The sequence below is a fragment of the Pseudomonas sp. Z4-7 genome, from assembly GCF_051131965.1.
Lineage (GTDB): Bacteria > Pseudomonadota > Gammaproteobacteria > Pseudomonadales > Pseudomonadaceae > Aquipseudomonas.
On sequence record NZ_CP071642.1, the window covers coordinates 5,191,598 to 5,213,719 of the forward strand.

General features: G+C 61.2%; 19 protein-coding genes and 4 tRNA genes. 5 read left to right on the forward strand and 18 right to left on the reverse strand.

Annotated elements, in window-relative coordinates; genetic code table 11:
- Window positions 1–84 precede the first annotated feature (84 nt).
- The 7 genes from J3P91_RS23300 to rluD form a co-directional block, all read right to left on the reverse strand.
- A tRNA-Pro gene (locus tag J3P91_RS23300) sits at window positions 85–161 on the reverse strand.
- Between the two features lie 94 nt (window positions 162–255).
- Window positions 256–331, reverse strand: a tRNA-Lys gene (locus J3P91_RS23305).
- 5 nt (window positions 332–336) lie between these two features.
- Window positions 337–413 (reverse strand) — tRNA-Pro (locus tag J3P91_RS23310).
- Window positions 414–420: 7 nt separating this feature from the next.
- A tRNA-Asn gene (locus J3P91_RS23315) sits at window positions 421–496 on the reverse strand.
- A gap of 315 nt (window positions 497–811) precedes the next feature.
- Window positions 812–3,376, reverse strand: a complete 2,565-nt coding sequence (gene clpB / locus J3P91_RS23320; protein WP_434601866.1) for an ATP-dependent chaperone ClpB — start codon at window positions 3,374–3,376, stop codon at window positions 812–814.
- Between the two features lie 131 nt (window positions 3,377–3,507).
- Window positions 3,508–4,233 carry a peptidoglycan editing factor PgeF gene (gene pgeF, locus J3P91_RS23325; RefSeq protein WP_434601867.1) on the reverse strand — a complete coding sequence of 242 codons (726 nt, stop codon included), beginning with the start codon at window positions 4,231–4,233 and terminating at the stop codon, window positions 3,508–3,510.
- Window positions 4,230–5,192: a 23S rRNA pseudouridine(1911/1915/1917) synthase RluD gene (gene rluD / locus J3P91_RS23330; RefSeq protein WP_003205696.1), complete on the reverse strand. Its 963-nt coding sequence runs from the start codon at window positions 5,190–5,192 to the stop codon at window positions 4,230–4,232. Before rluD ends, pgeF begins: the two co-directional genes overlap by 4 nt.
- A gap of 150 nt (window positions 5,193–5,342) precedes the next feature.
- On the opposite strand from rluD, the gene J3P91_RS23335 reads away from it, so the two are divergent.
- From J3P91_RS23335 to J3P91_RS23350, 4 genes are all read left to right on the forward strand, one after another.
- Window positions 5,343–6,359: an outer membrane protein assembly factor BamD gene (locus J3P91_RS23335; protein WP_305498735.1), complete on the forward strand. Its 1,017-nt coding sequence runs from the start codon at window positions 5,343–5,345 to the stop codon at window positions 6,357–6,359.
- Between the two features lie 124 nt (window positions 6,360–6,483).
- Window positions 6,484–6,717, forward strand: a complete 234-nt coding sequence (locus J3P91_RS23340; RefSeq protein WP_434601868.1) for a PP0621 family protein — start codon at window positions 6,484–6,486, stop codon at window positions 6,715–6,717.
- Complete coding sequence (locus J3P91_RS23345; protein ID WP_434601869.1) at window positions 6,707–8,296, forward strand: two-component system sensor histidine kinase NtrB; 1,590 nt, start codon at window positions 6,707–6,709, stop codon at window positions 8,294–8,296. Before J3P91_RS23340 ends, J3P91_RS23345 begins: the two co-directional genes overlap by 11 nt.
- Window positions 8,293–9,639, forward strand: a complete 1,347-nt coding sequence (locus J3P91_RS23350; protein ID WP_434601870.1) for a sigma-54-dependent transcriptional regulator — start codon at window positions 8,293–8,295, stop codon at window positions 9,637–9,639. Before J3P91_RS23345 ends, J3P91_RS23350 begins: the two co-directional genes overlap by 4 nt.
- Window positions 9,640–9,833: 194 nt before the next feature.
- Here J3P91_RS23350 and thiO read toward each other — a convergent pair whose 3' ends face one another.
- The 7 genes from thiO to J3P91_RS23385 are packed head-to-tail and all read right to left on the reverse strand — an operon-like array spanning window position 9,834 to window position 16,631.
- Window positions 9,834–10,934 carry a glycine oxidase ThiO gene (thiO, locus tag J3P91_RS23355; RefSeq protein ID WP_434601871.1) on the reverse strand — a complete coding sequence of 367 codons (1,101 nt, stop codon included), beginning with the start codon at window positions 10,932–10,934 and terminating at the stop codon, window positions 9,834–9,836.
- A 54-nt stretch (window positions 10,935–10,988) separates the two neighbouring features.
- The gene (locus J3P91_RS23360; RefSeq protein WP_434601872.1) at window positions 10,989–11,390 is read right to left on the reverse strand and encodes a type IV pilin protein; all 402 of its coding nucleotides are present in this window, start codon (window positions 11,388–11,390) and stop codon (window positions 10,989–10,991) included.
- Window positions 11,391–11,398: 8 nt separating this feature from the next.
- The gene (locus tag J3P91_RS23365; protein ID WP_434601873.1) at window positions 11,399–14,506 is read right to left on the reverse strand and encodes a pilus assembly protein; all 3,108 of its coding nucleotides are present in this window, start codon (window positions 14,504–14,506) and stop codon (window positions 11,399–11,401) included.
- Window positions 14,493–14,969, reverse strand: coding sequence for a pilus assembly PilX family protein (locus J3P91_RS23370; RefSeq protein WP_434571733.1), 477 nt, complete (start codon window positions 14,967–14,969; stop codon window positions 14,493–14,495). Before J3P91_RS23370 ends, J3P91_RS23365 begins: the two co-directional genes overlap by 14 nt.
- An 11-nt stretch (window positions 14,970–14,980) precedes the next feature.
- Window positions 14,981–15,694, reverse strand: coding sequence for a PilW family protein (locus tag J3P91_RS23375; RefSeq protein WP_434601874.1), 714 nt, complete (start codon window positions 15,692–15,694; stop codon window positions 14,981–14,983).
- Window positions 15,691–16,152 (reverse strand): type IV pilus modification protein PilV, encoded by a 462-nt coding sequence (gene pilV / locus J3P91_RS23380; RefSeq protein ID WP_305498723.1) that lies wholly within the window; start codon window positions 16,150–16,152, stop codon window positions 15,691–15,693. Before pilV ends, J3P91_RS23375 begins: the two co-directional genes overlap by 4 nt.
- Window positions 16,149–16,631, reverse strand: coding sequence for a GspH/FimT family pseudopilin (locus tag J3P91_RS23385; RefSeq protein WP_434601875.1), 483 nt, complete (start codon window positions 16,629–16,631; stop codon window positions 16,149–16,151). Before J3P91_RS23385 ends, pilV begins: the two co-directional genes overlap by 4 nt.
- Before the next feature lie 126 nt (window positions 16,632–16,757).
- On the opposite strand from J3P91_RS23385, the gene J3P91_RS23390 reads away from it, so the two are divergent.
- Window positions 16,758–17,297 (forward strand): GspH/FimT family pseudopilin, encoded by a 540-nt coding sequence (locus J3P91_RS23390; RefSeq protein WP_434601876.1) that lies wholly within the window; start codon window positions 16,758–16,760, stop codon window positions 17,295–17,297.
- Here the strand turns inward: J3P91_RS23390 and ispH are convergent.
- From ispH to ileS, 4 genes are all read right to left on the reverse strand, one after another.
- Window positions 17,251–18,198 (reverse strand): 4-hydroxy-3-methylbut-2-enyl diphosphate reductase, encoded by a 948-nt coding sequence (gene ispH, locus J3P91_RS23395; RefSeq protein WP_305498716.1) that lies wholly within the window; start codon window positions 18,196–18,198, stop codon window positions 17,251–17,253. The genes J3P91_RS23390 and ispH overlap by 47 nt on opposite strands.
- 135 nt (window positions 18,199–18,333) lie before the next feature.
- Window positions 18,334–18,771 (reverse strand): FKBP-type peptidyl-prolyl cis-trans isomerase, encoded by a 438-nt coding sequence (fkpB, locus tag J3P91_RS23400; protein WP_434601877.1) that lies wholly within the window; start codon window positions 18,769–18,771, stop codon window positions 18,334–18,336.
- The gene (gene lspA / locus J3P91_RS23405; protein WP_434601878.1) at window positions 18,764–19,288 is read right to left on the reverse strand and encodes a signal peptidase II; all 525 of its coding nucleotides are present in this window, start codon (window positions 19,286–19,288) and stop codon (window positions 18,764–18,766) included. Before lspA ends, fkpB begins: the two co-directional genes overlap by 8 nt.
- Window positions 19,281–22,112 carry an isoleucine--tRNA ligase gene (gene ileS / locus J3P91_RS23410; protein WP_434601879.1) on the reverse strand — a complete coding sequence of 944 codons (2,832 nt, stop codon included), beginning with the start codon at window positions 22,110–22,112 and terminating at the stop codon, window positions 19,281–19,283. The genes lspA and ileS overlap by 8 nt, the downstream gene beginning before the upstream one ends.
- Window positions 22,113–22,122: the final 10 nt, after the last annotated feature.

Consider the following 22,122-nt stretch of genomic DNA (forward strand, 5'->3'; position numbering starts at 1 on the left):
AAGTTGTATGATGACTTGAAGGGAAGAGGCTTTCCGGCGGGCAAAAAAAAATCCCCGTATCTTTCGATACGAGGATTTTTAATATGGTCGGGGTAAGGGGATTCGAACTCCTGACATCCTGCTCCCAAAGCAGGCGCGCTACCGGACTGCGCTATACCCCGGTAAAAAAAAGGCGACCTTCGCAAGTCGCCTTCCTCGATCAGCGCTTTTGGCCTCTGATCTTAAGATTCGATTCCAGCGAACTGGTTTCAAAAATGGTGGGTCGTGTGGGATTCGAACCTACGACCAATTGGTTAAAAGCCAACTGCTCTACCAACTGAGCTAACGACCCAAATATGGTCGGGGTAAGGGGATTCGAACTCCTGACATCCTGCTCCCAAAGCAGGCGCGCTACCGGACTGCGCTATACCCCGATTGAAATGGCTCCGTGACCAGGACTCGAACCTGGGACCCAATGATTAACAGTCATTTGCTCTACCGACTGAGCTATCACGGAACTGATATTTCAAGTTACTGCTATTTACCGCTACAGCGTTGAAGCTTGCTGCAACCTCTTCGACCCGTTTGCATCGCTGCGTTCGTGTGTCTGAGGCGCGCTATTCTACAATCTTCAAAACCTCTGTCAACCCCTTAAATTGCTTTCAAGACAATGATTTGCAACTTATTTTGGATTCCTTCTCAGTGAGAAGTCGCCCTCGGGGTGACGTACTGCGGGGCGCACTTTACAAGCCTTTTCCTTTGAGTTCAACGGCCTGATGAAAAAAATGGCCTCGCCAGGCGAGGCCATTTCAATCACCGGCTGTTGCGGCTTTCAGTTGAAGACGATCTCGTCGTTTTCCACGGTGCCGATCACGGTTTCGCCGGGCATGAAGCGACCGGACAGAATCAACTGCGCCAACGGGTTTTCGATCCAGCGCTGGATGGCCCGTTTCAGCGGCCGTGCGCCATAGACCGGGTCGTAACCCACCGCGATCAGCTTGTCCAACGCCTCGTCGCTCAGTTGCAGCTTCAGCTCACGCTCGGTGAGACGGCTGCGCAGGCGACCCAGCTGGATCTCGGTAATACCGGCGATCTGATCACGGGCCAGCGGCTCGAAGATCACCACTTCGTCCACCCGGTTGATGAACTCGGGACGGAAGTGCGTGGAAATCGCGTCCATCACCGCAGCGCGTTGCGCCTCGCGATCGCCGACCAGTTCCTGGATCTGCGTCGAGCCCAGGTTGGAGGTCATCACGATCACCGTGTTGCGAAAATCCACCGTACGGCCGTGGCTGTCAGTCAGGCGACCGTCCTCAAGCACCTGCAAGAGAATGTTGAACACGTCCGGGTGGGCCTTCTCGACCTCATCGAGCAGGATCACCGAGTAGGGTTTACGCCGCACGGCCTCGGTCAGGTAACCGCCCTCTTCGTAGCCGACATAGCCTGGCGGCGCACCGATCAAGCGGGCCACGGAATGTTTCTCCATGAACTCGGACATGTCGATGCGCACCATGGCCTCTTCGGTGTCGAAGAGGAATTCAGCCAGCGCCTTGCACAGCTCGGTCTTGCCCACGCCGGTCGGGCCGAGGAACATGAACGAGCCGCTCGGACGGTTAGGGTCCGACAACCCGGCACGGGACCGACGCACGGCGTTGGAGACCGCCACCACGGCTTCTTCCTGGCCGATCACGCGCTGGTGCAACAGGCTTTCCATCTTCAGCAGCTTGTCGCGCTCGCCTTCAAGCATTTTCGACACGGGAATGCCGGTCCACTTGGAAACCACCTCGGCGATTTCCTCTTCGGTGACCTTGCTACGTAGCAGCTGGTTTTCGCTCTTGCCGTGCTGGTCGACCATCTGCAAGCTGCGCTCAAGGTCCGGGATCACCCCGTATTGCAGCTCGGCCATGCGGTTGAGATCGCCCTTGCGGCGGGCCGCTTCCAGTTCCTGGCGAGACTGCTCGATCTTCTGCTGGATCTGCGCCGAGCCCTGGACTTCGGCTTTCTCCGAATTCCAGATTTCTTCGAGATCGGAATACTCGCGCTCGTGCCGGACAATTTCTTCCTGCAATCTTTCCAGGCGTTTCTTCGCGGCCTCGTCGCTCTCTTTTTTCAGGGCCTGGGACTCGACCTTGAGCTGAATCAAGCGCCGCTCCAGACGATCCAGTACCTCAGGCTTGGAATCGATTTCCATGCGGATGCGGCTGGCGGCCTCGTCAATCAGGTCGATGGCCTTGTCCGGCAATTGCCGGTCAGTGATATAGCGGTGGCTGAGCTTCGCTGCCGCGATGATCGCGCCGTCGGTGATCGCCACCTTGTGGTGAACCTCGTAGCGCTCCTTCAGGCCGCGCAAGATCGCGATGGTGTCTTCTTCGCTCGGCTCCTCCACCAGCACCTTCTGGAAGCGCCGTTCCAGAGCCGCATCCTTCTCGATGTACTGGCGGTATTCGTTGAGCGTGGTCGCGCCAACGCAATGCAACTCGCCACGGGCCAGCGCAGGCTTGAGCATGTTGCCGGCGTCCATCGAGCCCTCGCCCTTGCCGGCCCCAACCATGGTGTGCAATTCGTCGATGAACAGGATGATCTGCCCTTCCTGCTTCGACAGTTCATTGAGCAAGGCCTTGAGCCGCTCCTCGAATTCGCCGCGGTACTTGGCGCCAGCGATCAGCGCCCCCATGTCGAGGGACAGCAAGCGCTTGCCCCGCAGGCCGTCGGGCACTTCGCCATTGATGATGCGCTGGGCCAGGCCCTCGGCGATGGCGGTCTTGCCCACGCCAGGTTCACCGATCAGCACCGGGTTGTTCTTGGTGCGACGCTGCAGGACCTGGATGGTGCGGCGAATCTCATCGTCACGGCCGATCACCGGGTCAAGCTTGCCTTCCTCTGCGCGCTTGGTCAGGTCGACGGTGTACTTGTCCAGCGCCTGGCGCGCTTCCTCGTGGTTGGGGTCGTTGACCGCATCGCCACCACGCAGGTTGTTGATGGCATTTTCCAGGGCTTTCTTGCTCACGCCCTGGCCGAGCAGCAACTTGCCCAGCTTGCTGTTCTCGTCCATCGCGGCGAGCAGCACCAGTTCGCTGGAAATGAACTGGTCGCCCTTCTGTTGGGCCAGGCGATCGGCCTGGTTGAGCAGCCGCGCCAGGTCCTGGGACATGTTCACGTCACCGGTCGGATTCTGGATCTTGGGCAGTTGGTCGAGTTCTTTGGCCAACTCTTTGCGCAGGCTATTGACGTCAAAGCCCACCTGCATCAGTAGTGGCTTGATGGAGCCGCCTTGCTGTTCGAGCATGGCCTGCATCAAGTGCGCCGGTTCGATACCGGGATGGTCCAGGCCGACGGCCAGGGACTGGGCATCGGACAAGGCCAATTGCAGTTTGCTGGTTAAACGATCAATACGCATGGGTCACCTTCCTAATGAGCAGGCCGGACCTGGAAAAACATCCTGAATGAAGAAACCTGCCAGATACCGCTATAGATGTGGCCGATTCTGGAAGATTCAAGCAGTGCGCGGTTGATACAGATCAGCAGAGTCTAGCGTTCAAGCCAGATCAGGGAAGCGAAGCGACCGGTGCGGGCGCTGCGACGGTAGGAAAAGAAGCGCGGATCGGTCACGGTGCACAGGCCGCCACCGTACACGGCGGTGACGCCGCGAGCCGCGAGACGCAGCCGCGCCAGCGCATAGATATCCGCCAGGAACTTCCCGGCATTGTGGCTGGGCATGAAGGCTTGTTGCGACTCGGGCAGTTGCGCAACAAAAACCTCACGCACCTCCGGCCCCACTTCGAACGCTTGCGGGCCGATGGCCGGGCCGAGCCAGGCGAGGATTTCTTCGGCCGGTACTTGCAGACGATCGAGGGCGGCTTCCAGGACTCCGTTGACCAACCCGCGCCAACCGGCATGGGCTGCCGCGACGCGGGTGCCGGCGCGGTTACAGAACAATACAGGCAGGCAGTCGGCCGTCATTGCCGCGCAGGCGATGCCTGGCGTGGCGGTCCAGCTGGCATCGGCGACAGCCACCTCGGCCGGGTCAGCTTCGACCACCTCAATACCGTGGACCTGCTGCAACCAGGCCGGACGCATGGCGAAACGATCGGTGAGGCGACGACGGTTTTCGGCGACGGCCGCAGGCTCATCGCCGACATGGTCGCCAAGATTGAGGCTGTCGAACGGCGCCAGGCTGACGCCGCCCTCGCGGGTGGTGACACAGGCCTTGACCCGGGCCGGCGCGGGCCAGTCGGGTATCAGCCAGTCACTCATCCGATGAACGCCTCGCGATCCTGCTTGAGCAGCGTCAGCAGCCAGACGAAGTCATCCGGCAACGGCGATTCCCAGCTCATGCGCTTACCGGTCGTCGGGTGGTCCAGCTCCAGGAAGCGCGCGTGCAGCGCCTGGCGCGGGAAGTTTTTCAACGATTCGACCATGGTCTGGCTCGCGGCCGGCGGAATGCGGAAGCGACCGCCATAGGCCGGGTCGCCCACCAGCGGGAAGTTGATATGGGCCATGTGCACGCGAATCTGGTGGGTCCGGCCGGTTTCCAGCTTGACCCGAACATGCGTGTGCGAACGAAAACGCTCCAGCACGCGGTAATGGCTGACCGCCTGCTTGCCACCTTCCATCACCGCCATGCGCTGGCGCTGCTGGCCGTGACGGCCGATCGGTGCGTTGATCTTGCCACCGGCGGTGACCACGCCGATTACGATGCATTCATAGATGCGGCTGACGCTGCGGCTTTGCAGCTGTGTGACCAGCTGTGTCTGCGCCTGGATGGTCTTGGCGACCACCATCAGGCCGGTGGTGTCCTTGTCCAGGCGGTGCACGATCCCGGCGCGGGGCACATTGATGATGTCCGGCACATGGTGCAGCAAGGCGTTGAGCAGGGTGCCATCGGCGTGACCGGCCGCCGGGTGGACCACCAGGCCCGCGGGCTTGTTGATCACCAGGATGTCGTCGTCTTCGTAGACGATGTCCAGGGCAATGTCCTGGGCGACCCATTCTCCCTGGGCCTCCTGCTCGGCGGTCAGTTCGAGGATGGCGCCACCATGGACGATGTCGCGCGGACGGATCACCGCCCCGTCCACTGTCAGGCGACCGTCCTTGATCCAGGCGGAAAGGCGCGAGCGCGAGTGCTCGGCGAAGAGTTGGGCGGCGACTTGATCGAGGCGTTGGCCGCCCAATTCGGACGGCACCTCTGCGCGAAGTTCTATTTTATCGGACATGCTCGGACTGGGCGTCGGCACAGCCTTTGGTTTCGGCTGCGCGCTTGTGGTTAAATACGGCGTCTTTTGCCCCGAGGCTTTCAACGGGGCGCTCATCATAACAGGACGGCCCCGCCCAAGACAGCGGCCGTCATAGGGACGCAAGCCGCCATGCAAGTGAAACACCTGCTGCTGATCGCCATCCTCGCATTGACTGCTGCTTGCTCGTCGAAGGAAGTCGTAGACGAAAACCTGAGCGAAGTCGAACTGTACCAACAGGCGCAGAACGACCTGGATAACAACAGCTATACCAGCGCCACCGCCAAGCTCAAGGCGTTGGAGTCGCGGTATCCGTTCGGTCGCTACGCCGACCAGGCGCAGCTGGAGCTGATCTACGCCAACTACAAGAACGCCGAGCCGGAAGCTGCCAAGTCCGCCGCCGAGCGTTTCATTCGTCTGCACCCGCAGCACCCGAACGTCGATTACGCTTACTACCTCAAGGGCCTGACCTCCTTCGACCAGGACGTCGGCCTGCTGGCGCGCTTCCTGCCGCTGGACATGACCAAGCGTGACCCGGGCGCCGCGCGCGACTCCTACAACGAGTTCGCCCAGCTGACCAGCCGCTTCCCCAACAGCCGCTATTCGCCTGATGCCAAGCAGCGCATGATCTACCTGCGCAACCTGCTGGCGTCCTACGAAATCCACGTGGCTGACTACTACCTGACCCGCCAGGCCTACGTCGCCGCTGCCAACCGTGGCCGCTACGTGGTGGAAAACTTCCAGGAAACCCCATCGGTTGGCGACGGCCTGGCTGTCATGACCGAAGCCTACCAGCGCCTGCACCTGGATGACCTCGCGGCCACCAGCCTGGAAACGCTGAAGCTGAACTACCCCGATCACCCATCGCTGGTCGATGGCCAGTTCACCCCGCGGGTCGATGAAGCCGACAACCGTTCGTGGCTGAGCAAGGCGACCCTCGGCCTGATCGAATCCCGTCCGCCGCTGCCGCCGGGAGAAACCCGCGCCAACCAGGACGTCCAGCGCCAGTTCCAGGACGCCAAGGAAGCCATTCCGAACGAGCTCAAGCCCAAGGACGAAAATGGCGACGTGATCGAAGAAGAAGAGCCGGAAAGCGAATCCAGCGATCGCTCCTGGTTCAGCTACATGACCTTCGGCATGTTCGACTGAAAGCCAAGGCACCATAAAAAGGGAGACCCTGGGTCTCCCTTTTTCATGCCTGCATTTTATTGCGCTGTGCGCCGTTCCTGTCCTTGGCTAAACTGCCTGATCTCTAGCCAAAAAGCCGCCCATCATGCTTCGTTTACTGTTCTGGATCGCCCTGATTGCCGCCGCGATATGGTTGTGGCGCAAGTTCAAGGCAACCTCCGCCACATCGAACACCTCGCGTGACCATGACGCGCGCCCCATGGTGCGTTGCGCCCAGTGCGGGGTGCACCTGCCGCGCGACCGGGCGCTGGCCCTCGACCAACAATGGTATTGCAGCCAGGCTCACCTCGAGCAAGGCCCGGGTACTCGTGATCGCTGAGGCCTCGCGTCCCCGCGTCAAACAGGCGCAGCGTCTGCTGCGCCTCTATCACCTGTACCGCCTGAGCATCGGCATCACCCTGGTGCTGCTGATCACCAGCAACATGGACAACCGGCTGCTGGAGTTCGCCAACGACGACCTGCTGCGCAGCGGCAGCTGGTTGTATCTGGTGCTGAACATCCTGCTGGTGGTGTTCCTTGAAAATACGCGTCGCCCAGCCCGGCTGTTCGGGCTGGCGCTCACCGACGTATTGCTGCTGTCGTGGCTGTTCTTCGTCGCGGGTGGCGCCCCCAGCGCCATCGGCAACCTGATCATTGTCTCGGTAGCCATCGGCAACACCTTGCTGAAGGGGCGCATCGGCCTGCTGATCGCTGCCGTCGCCACCCTTGGCATCGTCGGCTCGACATTTGTCCTCGGCCTCAGCGACGCGAGCCGCCCCAGCAGCTATCTACAGGCAGGCACCCTGGGCGCCTTGTGTTTTGCCGCCGCTTTGCTGGTGCAAGGCCTGACCCGACGCCTGGAAGCCAGCGAAACCCTGGCCGAGCAACGGGCCAGCGAAGTGCTCAGCCTCGAAGCCCTCAACGCCTTGATCCTGCAACGCATGCGCACCGGCATCCTGGTGCTTGATCACCAGCACCGGGTGCGACTGGCCAACGAAAGCGCCTTGAACCTGCTGGGCATGCACGACCTGGTCGGCCAGCAGATAGACGATTATTCCAGCGCCCTGGTCGAACGGCTGCAATCGTGGCGGAACAACCCCAGCCTGCGCGCGCAAAGCCTGACCATCAGCGGCACCGGCCTGACGCTGCAACCCAGCTTCATCGCCCTCGGCCCTCTGGATCAGCAGCAGATCCTGGTATTTCTCGAAGACCTGGCCCAAGTGGCCCAACATGCCCAGCAACTGAAACTCGCCTCCCTCGGGCGCCTCACCGCGGGTATTTCCCATGAAATCCGCAACCCTCTGGGCGCCATCAGCCACGCCGCGCAATTGCTCGGTGAATCCGAGGAACTGAACAACGCCGACCGACGTCTGACGCAGATTATTCAAGACCACTCCCTACGAATGAATCGCATCATCGAAAACGTCCTGCAGCTGTCCCGCCGCCAGCAAACCGCGCCGCAACGCCTGGATTTACGCACATGGCTGGAGCAATTCGTCCGGCAGACCCGGGAAAACGCGGCCGAACCCCAGCGATTGCACCTGAGCATCGACCCGGGCGACTACATCACACTCATGGACCCCGACCAACTGGCCCAGGTGCTCGACAATCTGCTGCGCAACGCCTGGCGTCATAGCGCAATGGTCCATGAACAGGCCGAGGCCTGGTTGAAGCTGTTTGTCGACCCGCACAGTCAACTGGCCACGCTGGACATCATCGACAACGGCCCTGGCGTAACGCCGGAGCAGCAGGCGCACTTGTTCGAACCCTTCTTCACCACCAGCAGCCAGGGCACCGGCCTCGGGCTCTATCTGTCCCGTGAGCTGTGCGAAAGCAACCAGGCCCGCCTAGACTTCAAATCACGCCAAGGCGGCGGTTGCTTTCGCATCACCTTTGCTCACGGACGGAAACAGATTTGAATACACGCTCACGGCAACGAATCCTGATCGTCGATGACGAACCGGACATCCGCGAACTCCTGGAAATCACCCTGGGAAGGATGAAACTCGACACCCGCAGCGCCAAGAACCTCGCCGAGGCCCAAGCCCTGCTGGCAGGTGAAACCTTCGACCTGTGCCTGACCGACATGCGCCTGCCCGATGGTACCGGCCTGGAACTGGTGCAACACATCCAGCAACGCGTTCCTCAACTGCCGGTGGCGATGATCACCGCCTATGGCAGCCTGGAAGTCGCTATCGACGCGCTCAAGGCCGGCGCCTTCGACTTCCTGACCAAACCGGTCGACCTGGGGCGGCTGCGGGAGCTGATTGGCAGCGCCTTGCGCCTGTCGCCGGGTGCTGCGCCGAGTACGACCGTCGAGCGCTGCCTGTTGGGCGACTCGCCACCCATGCGCAGCGTGCGGCGACAGATTGAAAAACTCGCCCGCAGCCAGGCGCCGGTCTACATCAGCGGCGAATCAGGCTGCGGCAAGGAACTGGTGGCGCGCCTGATTCATGAACAAGGCCCTCGCTACAGCCAGGGGTTTGTGCCGGTCAATTGTGGGGCCATTCCAACGGAGTTGATGGAAAGCGAGTTTTTCGGCCATCGAAAAGGCAGCTTCACCGGCGCCATCGAAGACAAGCCCGGCCTGTTCCAGGCGGCTCACGGCGGAACTCTGTTCCTCGATGAAGTCGCCGACCTGCCACTGGCGATGCAGGTCAAGCTGTTGCGTGCCATCCAGGAAAAAGCCGTGCGCGCGGTGGGCGGGCAACAGGAAGAAGTGGTGGACGTGCGAATCCTCTGCGCCACCCACAAGGACCTCGGCGCAGAAGTCGCCGCTGGTCGCTTTCGCCAGGACTTGTATTACCGGCTGAATGTCATCGAACTGCGCGTCCCGCCCTTGCGTGAACGCCGGGAAGACATCGAGCTGCTGGCCAACCACATGCTCCAGCGCCTGGCCACCTACGCCGGCAGCCCAGTGGCGACGCTCCATCCGCAAGCCCTCAAAGCGCTGCAGAACTACCGCTTCCCGGGCAACGTGCGAGAACTGGAGAACATGCTCGAACGGGCCTACACCCTGTGCGAGCACCAGCAGATCGAGGCCGATGACTTGCGTCTCGCCGAACACAACGGGGCTGGCGAGGCGGGCAATCCTGATCTGATGCAGGTCGACAATCTGGAGGACTACCTGGAAGACGTCGAACGCAAGGTCATCCTCCAGGCCCTGGAGGAAACCCGCTGGAACCGCACCGCAGCGGCGCAGAGATTGAAGTTGTCGTTTCGGTCGATGCGGTATCGGTTGAAGAAGTTGGGGCTGGATTGAAGCCAGCGCTCATCCCGTGGCGAGGGAGCTTGCTCCCGCTCGGCTGCGCAGCAGTCGTAAAAACATCCTGCTGTTTCCCAGATGCACCTTGCTGAATGATTTTGGGTCTGCTGCGCAGCCCAGCGGGAGCAAGCTCCCTCGCCACGGGATTTTTGGTTGCTGCCGCAGCTGCGCTCCCACAGGAAAAGCCGAACCTACAGCCGCCCTGCCGGGGCATACGGCGCAGGATCAATCACCGGCTCACGCCCCAGCATCACGTCGACGAACAACCGGCACGAAGCCGGCGCCAGCACCAGGCCATTGCGGTAATGCCCGCAGTTCAGCCACAGTCCCGCAAACCCCGGCACTTCGCCAATGTAGGGAATACCCTCCGGCGATCCTGGGCGCAACCCGGCCCAATGCCCCACCAACTCGGCGTCGGCCAACGCCGGGATCAACTCCAGAGCCGAAGTCTTGAGGCTTTCCAGCGCCGCATCGGTCGGCGTCTTGTCGAAGCCTTCATGCTCCAGCGTACTGCCGATCAAGATGTGCCCGTCACGACGCGGAATCGCATAACGGCCCTTGGCCAGGACCATGCTCGGCAAGAAATCGGACACGCACTTGTACAGGATCATCTGGCCCTTCACCGGCTCGACCGGCAACTCCAGCCCCAGCGTTCCAAGCAACTCGCCGCTCCAGGCCCCCGCAGCGAGAACCACTTGATCACCGCGTATCTCCCCCGCTGAGCTCTTCACGCCACTGACACGCTCACCGTCGCGAATGAACCCGCTGACTTCGCAATGCTCATGAAGCGTGACATTCGGCATCGTCTGCAACGCTGCCTTGAGCGACTTCACCAGCCGCGGATTACGCACGTTCGCCACATCGGCCATATGGATCGCCCGGGAAAAGCCCGAGCCCAATACCGGAACCGCATCATGGACCGCGGAGATATCCACAGCCCGCAGCGGGCGCCCTTCCCGCTCGGCCCAGGCCAGTGCTTCGGCCTGATCGTCGAGGTCCAGCCAATACAGGCCGGTGATATGCACTTGCGGATCGATCCCGGTCGCGGCAAACAAGGACTCGCCCAGCTGTGGATAAAAATCCTGCGACCAGTGGGCCAGCGCGGTGACCGCCGGGCTATAGCGCCATGGGTACAGCGGCGAAACAATACCGCCGCCGGCCCAGGATGATTCCTGGCCAACGCCGGAGCGGTCCAGCAGCACCACCCGCTGGCCTTCGGAGGCGAGATTGAATGCCGTCAGCAGGCCGATGACTCCGCCGCCGACTATCACCACTTGCTGTTGCCTGGTCATGTTCTGTTTCGACTCACAAGACAGAGGGCGCTCGTCCGCACCCGGATAAAAAACTCAACGACCCCAGCAATCCTTGGTGGTCACGCCGGCAGCGAAGTTGATATTGGCCCGCTTGCCCGTGTTGTCGATCGTAAAATCACCGCACTTGTCCGTCGCCATGGACGAGCCACTTCTGCGTAGTGCGGTCAGGGTAAAGCTCTGCTCCGTCGGCGTCAGGTTAATAGTGTAGAAATCGTTGCCACTGCTCAGGCCAGTCGCGTTGGTATAGACGTTGGTCTTCGAATAGTGGCGCTCGAGGATTTGCGCCTGTTCCGACAGTAGCCCGGCGATTTCGGCCCGCCGTCCCTTCTTCATGTATTCGGTCAGGCTGGGATAGCCGATGGTGATCACGATACCGATGATCGCGATGACAATCATGATTTCGATCAAGGTGAAACCCCGGTTGGATTTGCGCATGCCTTACCTCACTGTATTTGCCGCCACATGATACGACGGCTGCCACCGACGGACTTGGTCAGCAGGTCGGTGATTCCACCACCGGAGTCATTCACCACCATATTGGTTGCTCCATTGGCGCTGACAACGGCACTCAAGGTCGGGATCCCCCCCGTGAACACCACGCCAGCGGAAATCGTGTCGAGGGTATTGATCGAACCATCGTTGTTGGTATCGAGCACCGCGTAGTTGAGCATCTTACCGTTGAACGCATCCACTTCGATCAGCTTGCCGGTACCGAAGCTCGCGCATGGGTCAGTGGTATCAACGGCGGCGGTCGTGAAGACAACACGCCCAAGTACCAGGCTGGCCGGGTTGATCACCCGCTCCCCGGTCAGCGCGTTGTTGTATATCAGCGGTAGATACCAGCCTTTTTGCGTGGGATAGGCCACGTTGTTCTGGCTGGTGGTCACGAATTGCCCGGTAGTACCGGAAAAAATGCTGGTGATCGACTGGGCCTGCAGGTTCGCCACGGTAATCTGCCCGGCGCCACCGCTAGCGTCCCAGATCGAATAGAACCCTTGCAGGTCCTTGTTGAGCTTGTCCGCCGATTCATTGAACTTGCCCGTGCCGAAAAATACCTGGATGCCGCCCTGGGGGTTCTCCGCCAGCAGCGGTTGCGCGGTGATCGGCTGTGTCGCCCCACCTGGAGCGGTGAACAACGGCTGGCCGGCAAACGCCAGGCCCCAGGTATTCGGCGAAGTTGCGCTGAGGTCGAATTTCCACATCCGTCCTTTCAGGTCGCCGCCATAGGCCGCCTGCACAACGTTCTGGGCGTTGACCCGCAGTTTGACCGACGAAAGGCCATTATTGGTGTCGGGGCTGTTGACGACTATCTTGCGAATCAGCGAACCGTCGCGAACGTCCACCACGTACAGCGCCGCCACGCCGGTATTACTGCCATAACCATTGGCGATGAACGCCGCCCAGCGACCGTCCGCAAGGCGTGCGACTTCAGGGCGCGCGTAGGCGTAGCCCAGGTCATTGAAGGCATTGGCTGCGTTGGCGATGGTCGGCGCGCTGATCTCCCACAGTGCCCGGATCGCGTTGCCTGCCGCTGCGTCGAACAGTTGCACCGCGTAAAACGCCCGGCCGCCCGCGCCGGTGCCACCCAGGGCCAGCGTTTTCCAGACGCTGCCCAGTTGCGCATCGAATACGGCAACCTGTCCGTCCACCAGGAATTTATGACTCACGCCATTGATGTAGCCGGGATCAGCGATGAGCTGCAATGAGGGAAGCACGGTCGACGGCATATATGCGTAACGGCGGGTTCCGTTGGCGCTGTTGATGACACTAAAGAAACCATCATTGCCATTCACCACCAGGCTGCTGCTCATGTTTGCCGCCTTGGTCGTCAGGTAATTGCTGTAACTGGTGTCGTTCAGCAGGTCCGAGGCGGTCTGGTCAGTGGGCGAGGCCAGGACCAGCGGCGAATTGATAATGTCCCCCAGCAGGACGCTGCGCACCTTGAGCCCGGTCCTGTTGACGCCCTTGCTCCATTCCACCAGATCGCTGCCGGTGATCCCCGTGGGCAGGCCCTGGCTCAGGCTGGTTTGCTGGGCCGGCGAAAAGTTGCCATAGGCCAGGGTCACCGGCACGTTGGTCGCGGTGTTCCAGGACTGGTAGATCGGCGGTGTGGCACCGGGAACGATAGCGGTGTCAGTGGTCCACTGCGCTGCTGCGGTGTTCACCGTTCCAGTGGAATTGAAGCCGAATGCCTTGATGGTGCCGCGCCAGTCCCTGGGGTCGTAGGTGGTCTGGTAAAAACTGGAAGTGCTGGAGAGCGTCGCGCCATTGCTGGTGCCGCCGCCTCCGGAACCGGCCTTGGAGGTGATGTCGCTCAGGGCCGACGACAGGGCCGAGTTCAGGCCTTCACTGTCGGTGGCCGGATAATATTTGCCCGCACCGTAGCGAGCGGCGTCGGAAAGCATCTGGTTGGTGACAGCAAAACCCACAGTATAAGTATTGAGGTACTGCCGGCGGAATTCGGCTCCATCCCAGCTTTTCCCGGTGACGTCGGTGCCGGTGGAACGCATGTCGGTGTCGAAGGCGAATTTGGCGATGTCATCCAGATACAGCGTGTCACCCTCTCCGTCCCCCCTGGGATCGGCGCCATCGTTGGCGCTGATGCCATCCCAGTTTGGCAAGCGGCTTCCCCCGGACGGATCATCGGTAGGAAACGTTCGGTCAAAAGTGGGCAAACCATCAGTGATCACCACGCCAAAATTTTTCTGGCATCGGTACTGAATCGGACTGGTATAGGTACTTGGGGTGCTGTTGTAATAAGGCGCCATACCTCTGAAATAACGAGTGACTTCGTAGTAACTCTCAGCCAGCGGCGTATTGGCGACGGCGCCTAGAGCGTTTATGGCGCTGATCAAGGCGCTGTAGTTAGTATTCGCCTGCGTCTGGGTGACACTGCCACTTACCGGCGACAGATCGCTGATCGCACGAGCAATATAGCCGCCAGGGCCGGAATTGAAGCTGTTGGGCGAATTGAAAGTGGCAAGGCCGATGCGCAGGGAGCGATTGTTGCCGACCAGATCAGTCGAAACATTCCTTGCTACGTTTATTCGATAGTCTCTCGGGATTGAGCCGTTGGTGAAGTCCCGGCTTGAACCGTTGGCAAGGGTGACTAGATAAGATAAGTACTTAGCTGTGTAGCGAGTATTCTCGCCGCCAACCGGATCGGGTAACCGCAGGCAAACCTGACCAAAGCCAGTTCGGTAGAAGCCATACCAGCCATTTAAACAATCGCCGCGGAACAGACTCGCAAGCAAGACGTTCCCGTCGTTTGCCGCAAGCAGCGCCCTATTGCTGCTGCTACAACTTCTGTCGTCAGTGCATATAGAAATCGGTGGTTGCGTTGCCGCCGGATCAAACCCCGCCGCCCAGATAATGTTGTTCATGCTCCCCGAATCATCGATCAGCAGCATCACGTTGGGCGTCACCGCCGCCGCACTCAACAGCGGTGATTCCGACGGTGTGAAGCCATAGACCGGGGCCGTCAGGTAAAGGCTGAGCAACATCCCCCACAACGCCTGGCGCCAGCCCCGAGGCACTCTAATATTTCGCATAGATGCTCTCCACCACGCTGCGCTGGTTGTTGCCCACCACCGCCACCGCCGTGATCCGGTACAGCGTCGCCGAGGTATTGAGCGGCACGTTGACTGCCGTAAGGGTTGTGCCGATATTCTGCACGCCGTAAAACCCACCGGCGGCGGCCACCCAGAGCACCCCCGACGAGGAATAACGCCCCGCCACCGTCACTGTTGCCGACTCAGGCGGTGGCGCGCATTGGGCGGCGGTACAAACCGGCAACGAATAACTTTCTGCCTGCACCGCGCTTTCTCCGATCCTCAGCGCCGCCTCGGCCATCTGGAACGACTGGTTGCGCTGCATGACGCTGCTGGTCATCTTTTCCTGGAGCGTGGCGCTCTGCATCGATGACAAACCAATCAGTGTCAGCAGCAGCAAAAAGACCAGGCTGACCAGCAAGGCCATGCCACGCTGGCGATACCCGAAACCTGTCGACCTCATCAGTCGCCCCCTCATAGCAGCCGGTTGCGCAAGGCAGCAACCACGTTGAAGGTCTGCTCGCGCACGGTATTTTTCGGGTCGTACAGCGTCAGCGTCAGGCGCACGCTGCGGATCAGCGCCGGGTCGCTCGGGTTGCCGCTGTAGCTGGTGGCCGCGATGTCCGTCGCGCTGCCGGCCACGCCGAAGGTCACGTCGAATGCCCGCACGTTATCCACCAGCACCGCCATGGTCGGGTTGCCAGCGCCGCTCCCCAGCAATAACTGATTGTTGTTGAAACCATAGATCAGCCGCCGGACCGGAAAGGCCATCTGCCCGCTCGCGGGTGCTCGCGTTCCGGTGTAGGCGGTGGCCGTATTGCGGCAATCGGAAACGATGGTCCAGGTCGGCGCACTGCCGCTATTGCCGATATCCGCCGTGACCAGGGTCAACCTGCGGGTGGCGTTGTCCCAGCGAATCGGGGTGATCTGGCTGGCGGCGAAATCATTGTTCGAAGACGCATCGGTGACCGTCGCCAGGCAGCCGAACATGCCCACCATGCGAATTTCCTGAACCATTTTGCTCAAGGCAAACCGTGCATCTTCTTGCATTACCGCGGCGGCACTCTGGCTTACGTAAGTATTTTTCGCGGCGATGAAAATCTGCACGACGCCCAGCACGACGATCAGGCTGATGACCAGCGCGATCATCAATTCGATCAGCCCGAAACCTCGGCTATGCCGGTTCATGGCGTCGTCGCCAATGGATCGACAGCGACCCGGCTGGTCAGCACAAAGCTGCGTCGCGCCTCGGCCGCGTTGGTCGTGTTGGCAGCCCGGGCGTCGTCCCAGGAAATGGTGATGGTGTAGACCCGCTGGTTCAGCGCAACCGTACCGGTGGCCGTGGCGCCGCCGAAAGCGACGATGTTGGTCTTGAAGTCATAAAGATCCTGGTCCCGGGCCACGTTGAGGTTCGGCGAGCTCGGCGGCGTGATGGTGTAGTCGGCACCGGAATTGGCCCGGATGCGGTCCAACAGGTCGTAGGCGATGAAGCTGGCCTGGCTGGTCATACGCGAGCTGTCGGTGTATTTGAGGGCATTGAGCTGGACCATCGCCGCGCCCAGCAAACCCACGCCAAGAATCAGCATCGCCACCAGCACCTCGATGAGCGTCATGCCCTCCTGCGCCGTTTTACTGCAATCCTTCATCCGCAATTTCCACCCAATACGATTCGTCCATTGAGGCAGACATTGAGCGTCCTGCTCTGCGCCCCTCTCACGTAATTGAAGCCCACCGGCGTGGTCGGTGCCGATAACCCGCCCAGGTTGTTGAAATCAATGTTGGTCACTTCAGAGGTTAGCGTCAGAGTCACGCCGCCGCCCATTGCTGGAACAACCCGCAATACATTGGTCGGATTGGCCGGGTTGCCCGTGTTGTCATACACCATCAATTCACCGCTCCAGGCACCGCCCTGCGTGGTGGGACGAATCCGCGTGGTGATGCCACGGTTGATCGCTTCCATTCGCGCGAAATTCAAGGCTCGGCGCAGGTCGTCGATCTCGGTATCGGCCTTGGTATTTTGCAGCGAGCCGGTGAATGACGGCACCGCCATGGTGATCAGGATCAGCAGCACGCCGAGGGCCACCAACACCTCGATCAGCGTGAAACCTTTTGTACGAAGATCCATCGATGCCCTCCGTTGCCGTCGGCTATACCTGCTTCTACACGCTAGAACAAACCGTCGCCGTATGCGAAGTGCCACAACGATTCATAAGCCTTAAATCCGCTTCACGCTCTCCAGGGAGGAGACGTCATGCATCAACAGGGCTTCAGCCTGATCGAACTGCTCATGGGACTGGCGATTGCCGCAATTGTTCTGCCGTGGGCCGGTGCAAGCTACAAAGAGCTGATCGAGTCCATCGAACGCGAGGATACCGCCCGGTTGCTGATCAGCGGGTTGCGTTTTGCCCGCAGCGAAGCCATCACGCGCAACCGCCGCATCTTGATCCAGGGAATCGACAATGATTGGGGCAAGGGCTGGCGAATCACGCTGGACAACAAGGAGCAAACCTTGCTGAGGGAGCGCAGCGGTCATGCTCGAGTGGTTGGCAACTCACCAGTGAAACGCCGGGTGAGGTTCGGCGGCCAGGGAGAAGCCCTGCACCCCGACGGCGCGTTCCAGGCAGGCACGCTGCATGTCTGCGCCAGACGCGGGCCGGTCAGCCATCACCAAGTGATCCTGGCGCCCTCCGGCCGCGTCCGCCTGGAAAGTGTCAAGGCCGAGCAGGCCCTCTGTGAAAAAGGACTCAAAGCAGGGAGCGGACCCGCAGCTCTTTCGGCATCGAGAACGTAATGTTTTCCTCGCGACCCGCCAGCTCGTCAGCGCCCGTTGCGCCCCAGGCCTGCAATTGCTCGATCACCCCGCGTACGAGGACTTCCGGCGCGGAGGCGCCGGCGGTGATGCCGATCCGCTCGACACCGTCGAACCAGCTGCGCTGCATGTCCTCGGCACCGTCGATCAGGTAGGCCGGGGTCGACATGCGTTCGGCCAGCTCGCGCAAGCGGTTGGAGTTGGAGCTGTTCGGGCTGCCGACCACCAGGACCACATCGCACTCGTTGGCCAGTTGCTTGACCGCGTCCTGACGGTTCTGGGTCGCGTAGCAGATGTCGTCCTTGCGCGGCCCGCCGATGGCCGGGAAGCGCGCGCGCAGGGCGTCGATCACCCGGCTGGTGTCGTCCATGGACAAGGTAGTCTGCGTAACGAAAGCCAGCTTTTCCGGGTTGCGAACCTGCAAGGCCGCGACGTCTTCTTCGTCTTCGACCAGGTAGATCGCCCCGCCATTGCTGGCGTCGTACTGACCCATGGTGCCTTCAACTTCCGGGTGGCCTTCATGGCCGATCAGGATGCATTCGCGACCGTCACGGCTGTAGCGCGCCACCTCGATGTGGACCTTGGTAACCAGTGGGCATGTGGCATCGAACACTTTCAGGCCACGGCCAGCCGCTTCGGTACGCACCGCCTGGGAAACGCCGTGGGCGCTGAAGATCACGATCACGTCGTCCGGTACCTGGTCCAGTTCTTCGACGAAGATGGCCCCACGGCTGCGCAGGTCCTCGACGACGAACTTGTTGTGGACCACTTCATGGCGCACATAGATCGGCGGTCCGAAGACTTCCAGGGCGCGGTTGACGATTTCGATCGCCCGGTCCACGCCAGCGCAGAAGCCACGGGGGTTGGCGAGTTTGATTTGCATTCTGTGCCTCGTGTCTGTGGGAGCGAGCCTGCTCGCGATGCGGTGGTTCAGTCAACTCGGTGGCGACCGTGACGCAGCCTTCGCGAGCAGGCTCGCTCCCACAGGTATTGTGGGTGCGGTAATTGCTGTTAAACGTTAAACCGCCTTCACTTCAAGGATTTCCACCTCGAAGCTCAAGGTCTTGCCCGCCAGTGGGTGGTTGAAGTCCACGGTCACCTCGGCATCGTCAAAAGCTTTCACCACACCCGGCAGCTCGGCGTTGGCCGCGTCGTTGAAGATCACCAGCAGCCCCTCGGACAGCTCCATGTCCTGGAACTGCGAGCGTGGCATGGTCTGCACGTTTTGCGGGTTGGGCTGACCAAAGGCATGTTCCGGCGCAACCACCACGGTGCGCTTGTCGCCGGCCTTGAAACCGAAGATCGCCGCTTCAAAACCCGGCAGCAGGTTGCCGTCGCCGACCTTGAACACCGCCGGCGCCTTGTCGAACGTGCTGTCGACGGTGTCGCCGTTTTCCAGGTGCAGGGCGAAGTGAAGCTTCACTTCGGTGTTTTGAGCGATACGCTGCTCAGTCATGGACGGCTTCTCCGGTTTTCTTGCTCTTGAACATATCCAGGGCGAGCATCACGGCGCCCACGCTGATAGCACTGTCGGCAATATTGAACGCCGGGAAGTACCAGCGGTTCTGCCAATGCACCAGGATGAAATCGATCACATGGCCCAAGGCAATCCGGTCGTACAGGTTGCCCAGCGCGCCACCCAGGACCAGCGCCAGCGCCACGGCCAGCCAGGTCTCGTCACGCCCCAGGCGCTTGAGCCAGACCACCAGCACGGCGCTGACCACGACGGCAATAAGGGCGAACAGCCAACGCTGCCAGCCCGAACTGTCGGCCAGGAAGCTGAATGCCGCGCCGGTGTTGTAGGCCAGCGTCCAGCTGAAGTAATCGGGGATGACCACGATCTGCTGGTACATGGTCAACGAACTCTCGAAGTAGTACTTGCTGGCCTGGTCGATGACCAGTACCAGCACACTCAACCAGAGCCAGCCCAGCCGTCCGAAACGGCCCGCTGCGTTGGGCGCCAAATCAGGCATAGTGGCGAACCTCGCCCGAACCGCTGAAGTTGTCGACGCAACGACCACAGATTTCCGGATGCTCCGGGTTCACGCCGACGTCTTCGCGGCAGTGCCAGCAACGGGCGCACTTGACGAAGCTCGACTTGACCACCTTGAGCTTCAGGCCGCTAACCTCGGTGACCACCGCATCGGCCGGCGCCTGCACCAGCGGCGCGACGCTGGCGGTAGAGGTGATCAGCACGAAGCGCAGCTCGTTGCCCAGCTTGGCCAGATCGGCGCCCAGCGCCTCTTCGGCGTAAAGGGTCACTTCAGCCTGCAGGTTGCCGCCGACAGCCTTGGCCGCCCGCTGGATTTCCATTTCCTTGTTGACCGCCGCCTTGACCGCCATGATCCGGTCCCAATACGCACGGTCCAGCTCGAAGCCCTGCGGCAGTTCGGTCAGGCCTTCGTACCAGGTGTTGAGCATCACCGATTCGTTGCGCTCGCCCGGCAGGTATTCCCACAGCTCATCGGCGGTGAACGCCAGGATCGGCGCGATCCAGCGCACCAGCGCCTCGCTGATGTGGAACAGCGCGGTCTGGCACGAACGGCGCGCCTTGCTGTTGGCGCCGGTGGTGTACTGGCGGTCCTTGATGATGTCGAGGTAGAAACCCCCAAGCTCCTGCACGCAGAAGTTATGGATCTTCGAGTAGACGTTCCAGAAACGGTATTCACCGTAGTGTTCCTGCAATTCGCGTTGCAGCAACAGGGTGCGGTCCACGGCCCAGCGGTCCAGCGCAAGCATGTCTTCGGCCGGCAGCAGGTCGGTGGCCGGGTTGAAACCGGTCAGGTTCGAGAGCAGGAAACGCGCGGTGTTGCGGATCCGCCGGTAGGCGTCCGCGCTGCGCTGCAGGATCTGCTCGGAAACGGCCATCTCGCCGGAATAATCGGTGGACGCGACCCACAGGCGCATGATGTCGGCGCCAAGGGTGTCGTTGACTTTCTGCGGCGCGATCACGTTGCCCAGGGACTTGGACATCTTGCGGCCGGCCTCATCAACGGTGAAACCGTGGGTCAGCAGCTCGCGGTACGGCGCGTGGTTGTCGATGGCGCAACCGGTCAGCAAGGACGAGTGGAACCAGCCACGGTGCTGGTCCGAACCTTCCAGGTACAGGTCGGCGCGCGGGCCGTTCTCGTGGCCCATCGGATGCGAGCCGCGCAACACGTGCCAATGAGTGGTGCCGGAATCGAACCAGACGTCGAGGGTGTCGCTGATCTTGTCGTACAGCGGCGCTTCGTCGCCGAGCAGCTCGGCGGCATCGAGCTTGAACCAGGCTTCGATGCCTTCGGCTTCAACGCGCTTGGCCACTTCTTCCATCAGTTCGACGGTGCGCGGGTGCAGCTCGCCGCTTTCCTTGTTCAGGAAGAACGGGATCGGCACGCCCCAGTTGCGCTGGCGGGAGATGCACCAGTCCGGACGGTTGGCGATCATCGAGTGCAGGCGCGCCTGACCCCAGGCCGGAACGAATTGGGTCTCTTCGATGGCCTTGAGCGAACGCTGGCGCAGGGTGTCGCCGCTGGTTGGCTGCTTGTCCATGCCGATGAACCACTGCGCGGTCGCGCGGTAGATCAGCGGAGTCTTGTGGCGCCAGCAATGCATGTAGCTGTGTTCGATGACGGTGGTGTGCAGCAGCGCGCCGACTTCGGTCAGTTTGTCGACGATGGCCGGGTTGGCTTTCCAGATGAACTGGCCGCCAAAGAATTCCAGCGACGGCACGTAGACGCCATTGCTCTGCACCGGATTGAGGATGTCATCGTTGACCATGCCGTATTTCTTGCAGGTCACGAAGTCGTCGACGCCATAGGCCGGCGCGGAGTGAACCACGCCAGTGCCGGCGCCCAGCTCCACGTAGTCGGCCAGATACACCGGCGACAGGCGGTCATAGAACGGATGACGGAAGTTGATCAGCTCCAGCGCCGAACCTGGCGCGGTGGCAATCACCGAACCTTCCAGGCTGTAGCGAGCCAGGCAGGATTCGACCAGCTCTTCGGCCAGCACCAGCAGTCTGTCGCCGACGTCGACCAGGGCGTAGTTGAATTCCGGATGGACGTTCAGCGCCTGGTTGGCCGGGATGGTCCACGGGGTGGTGGTCCAGATCACGATGGCGGCCGGCTTGGCCAGCTTGCCCAGGCCGAAAGCGGCGGCAAGCTTGTCTTCATCGGCGATCGGGAACGCGACATCGATGGTCGAGGACTTCTTGTTCTCGTACTCGACTTCCGCCTCGGCCAAGGCCGAACCACAGTCGAAGCACCAGTTGACCGGTTTCAGGCCCTTGAACACGAAGCCGCCCTCGACGATTTTCGCCAGGGCACGGATCTCGCCGGCTTCGTTCGCAAAGTCCATGGTCTTGTACGGGTTGGCGAAGTCGCCCAGCACGCCGAGACGGATGAATTCGGACTTCTGCCCTTCGATCTGCTCGGTGGCGTAGGCACGGCACAGCTCGCGGGTCTTGTCGGCGCCCAGGTTCTTGCCGTGGGTGACTTCAACCTTGTGCTCGATCGGCAGGCCGTGGCAGTCCCAGCCCGGGACATACGGCGCGTCAAAACCCGACAGGGTCTTGGAGCGGATGATCATGTCCTTGAGAATCTTGTTCAGCGCGTGACCGATGTGGATGGTGCCGTTGGCGTACGGAGGGCCGTCGTGCAGGACGAACTTCGGACGATCCTTGCCAATTTCGCGCAACTTTCCGTACAGGCCAATGCTGTCCCAACGCTGCAGAATCTGTGGTTCGCGCTGAGGCAGGCCGGCCTTCATTGGGAAGGCGGTGTCCGGAAGGTTTAGCGTGGCTTTATAGTCGGTCATTTAAGGCTCT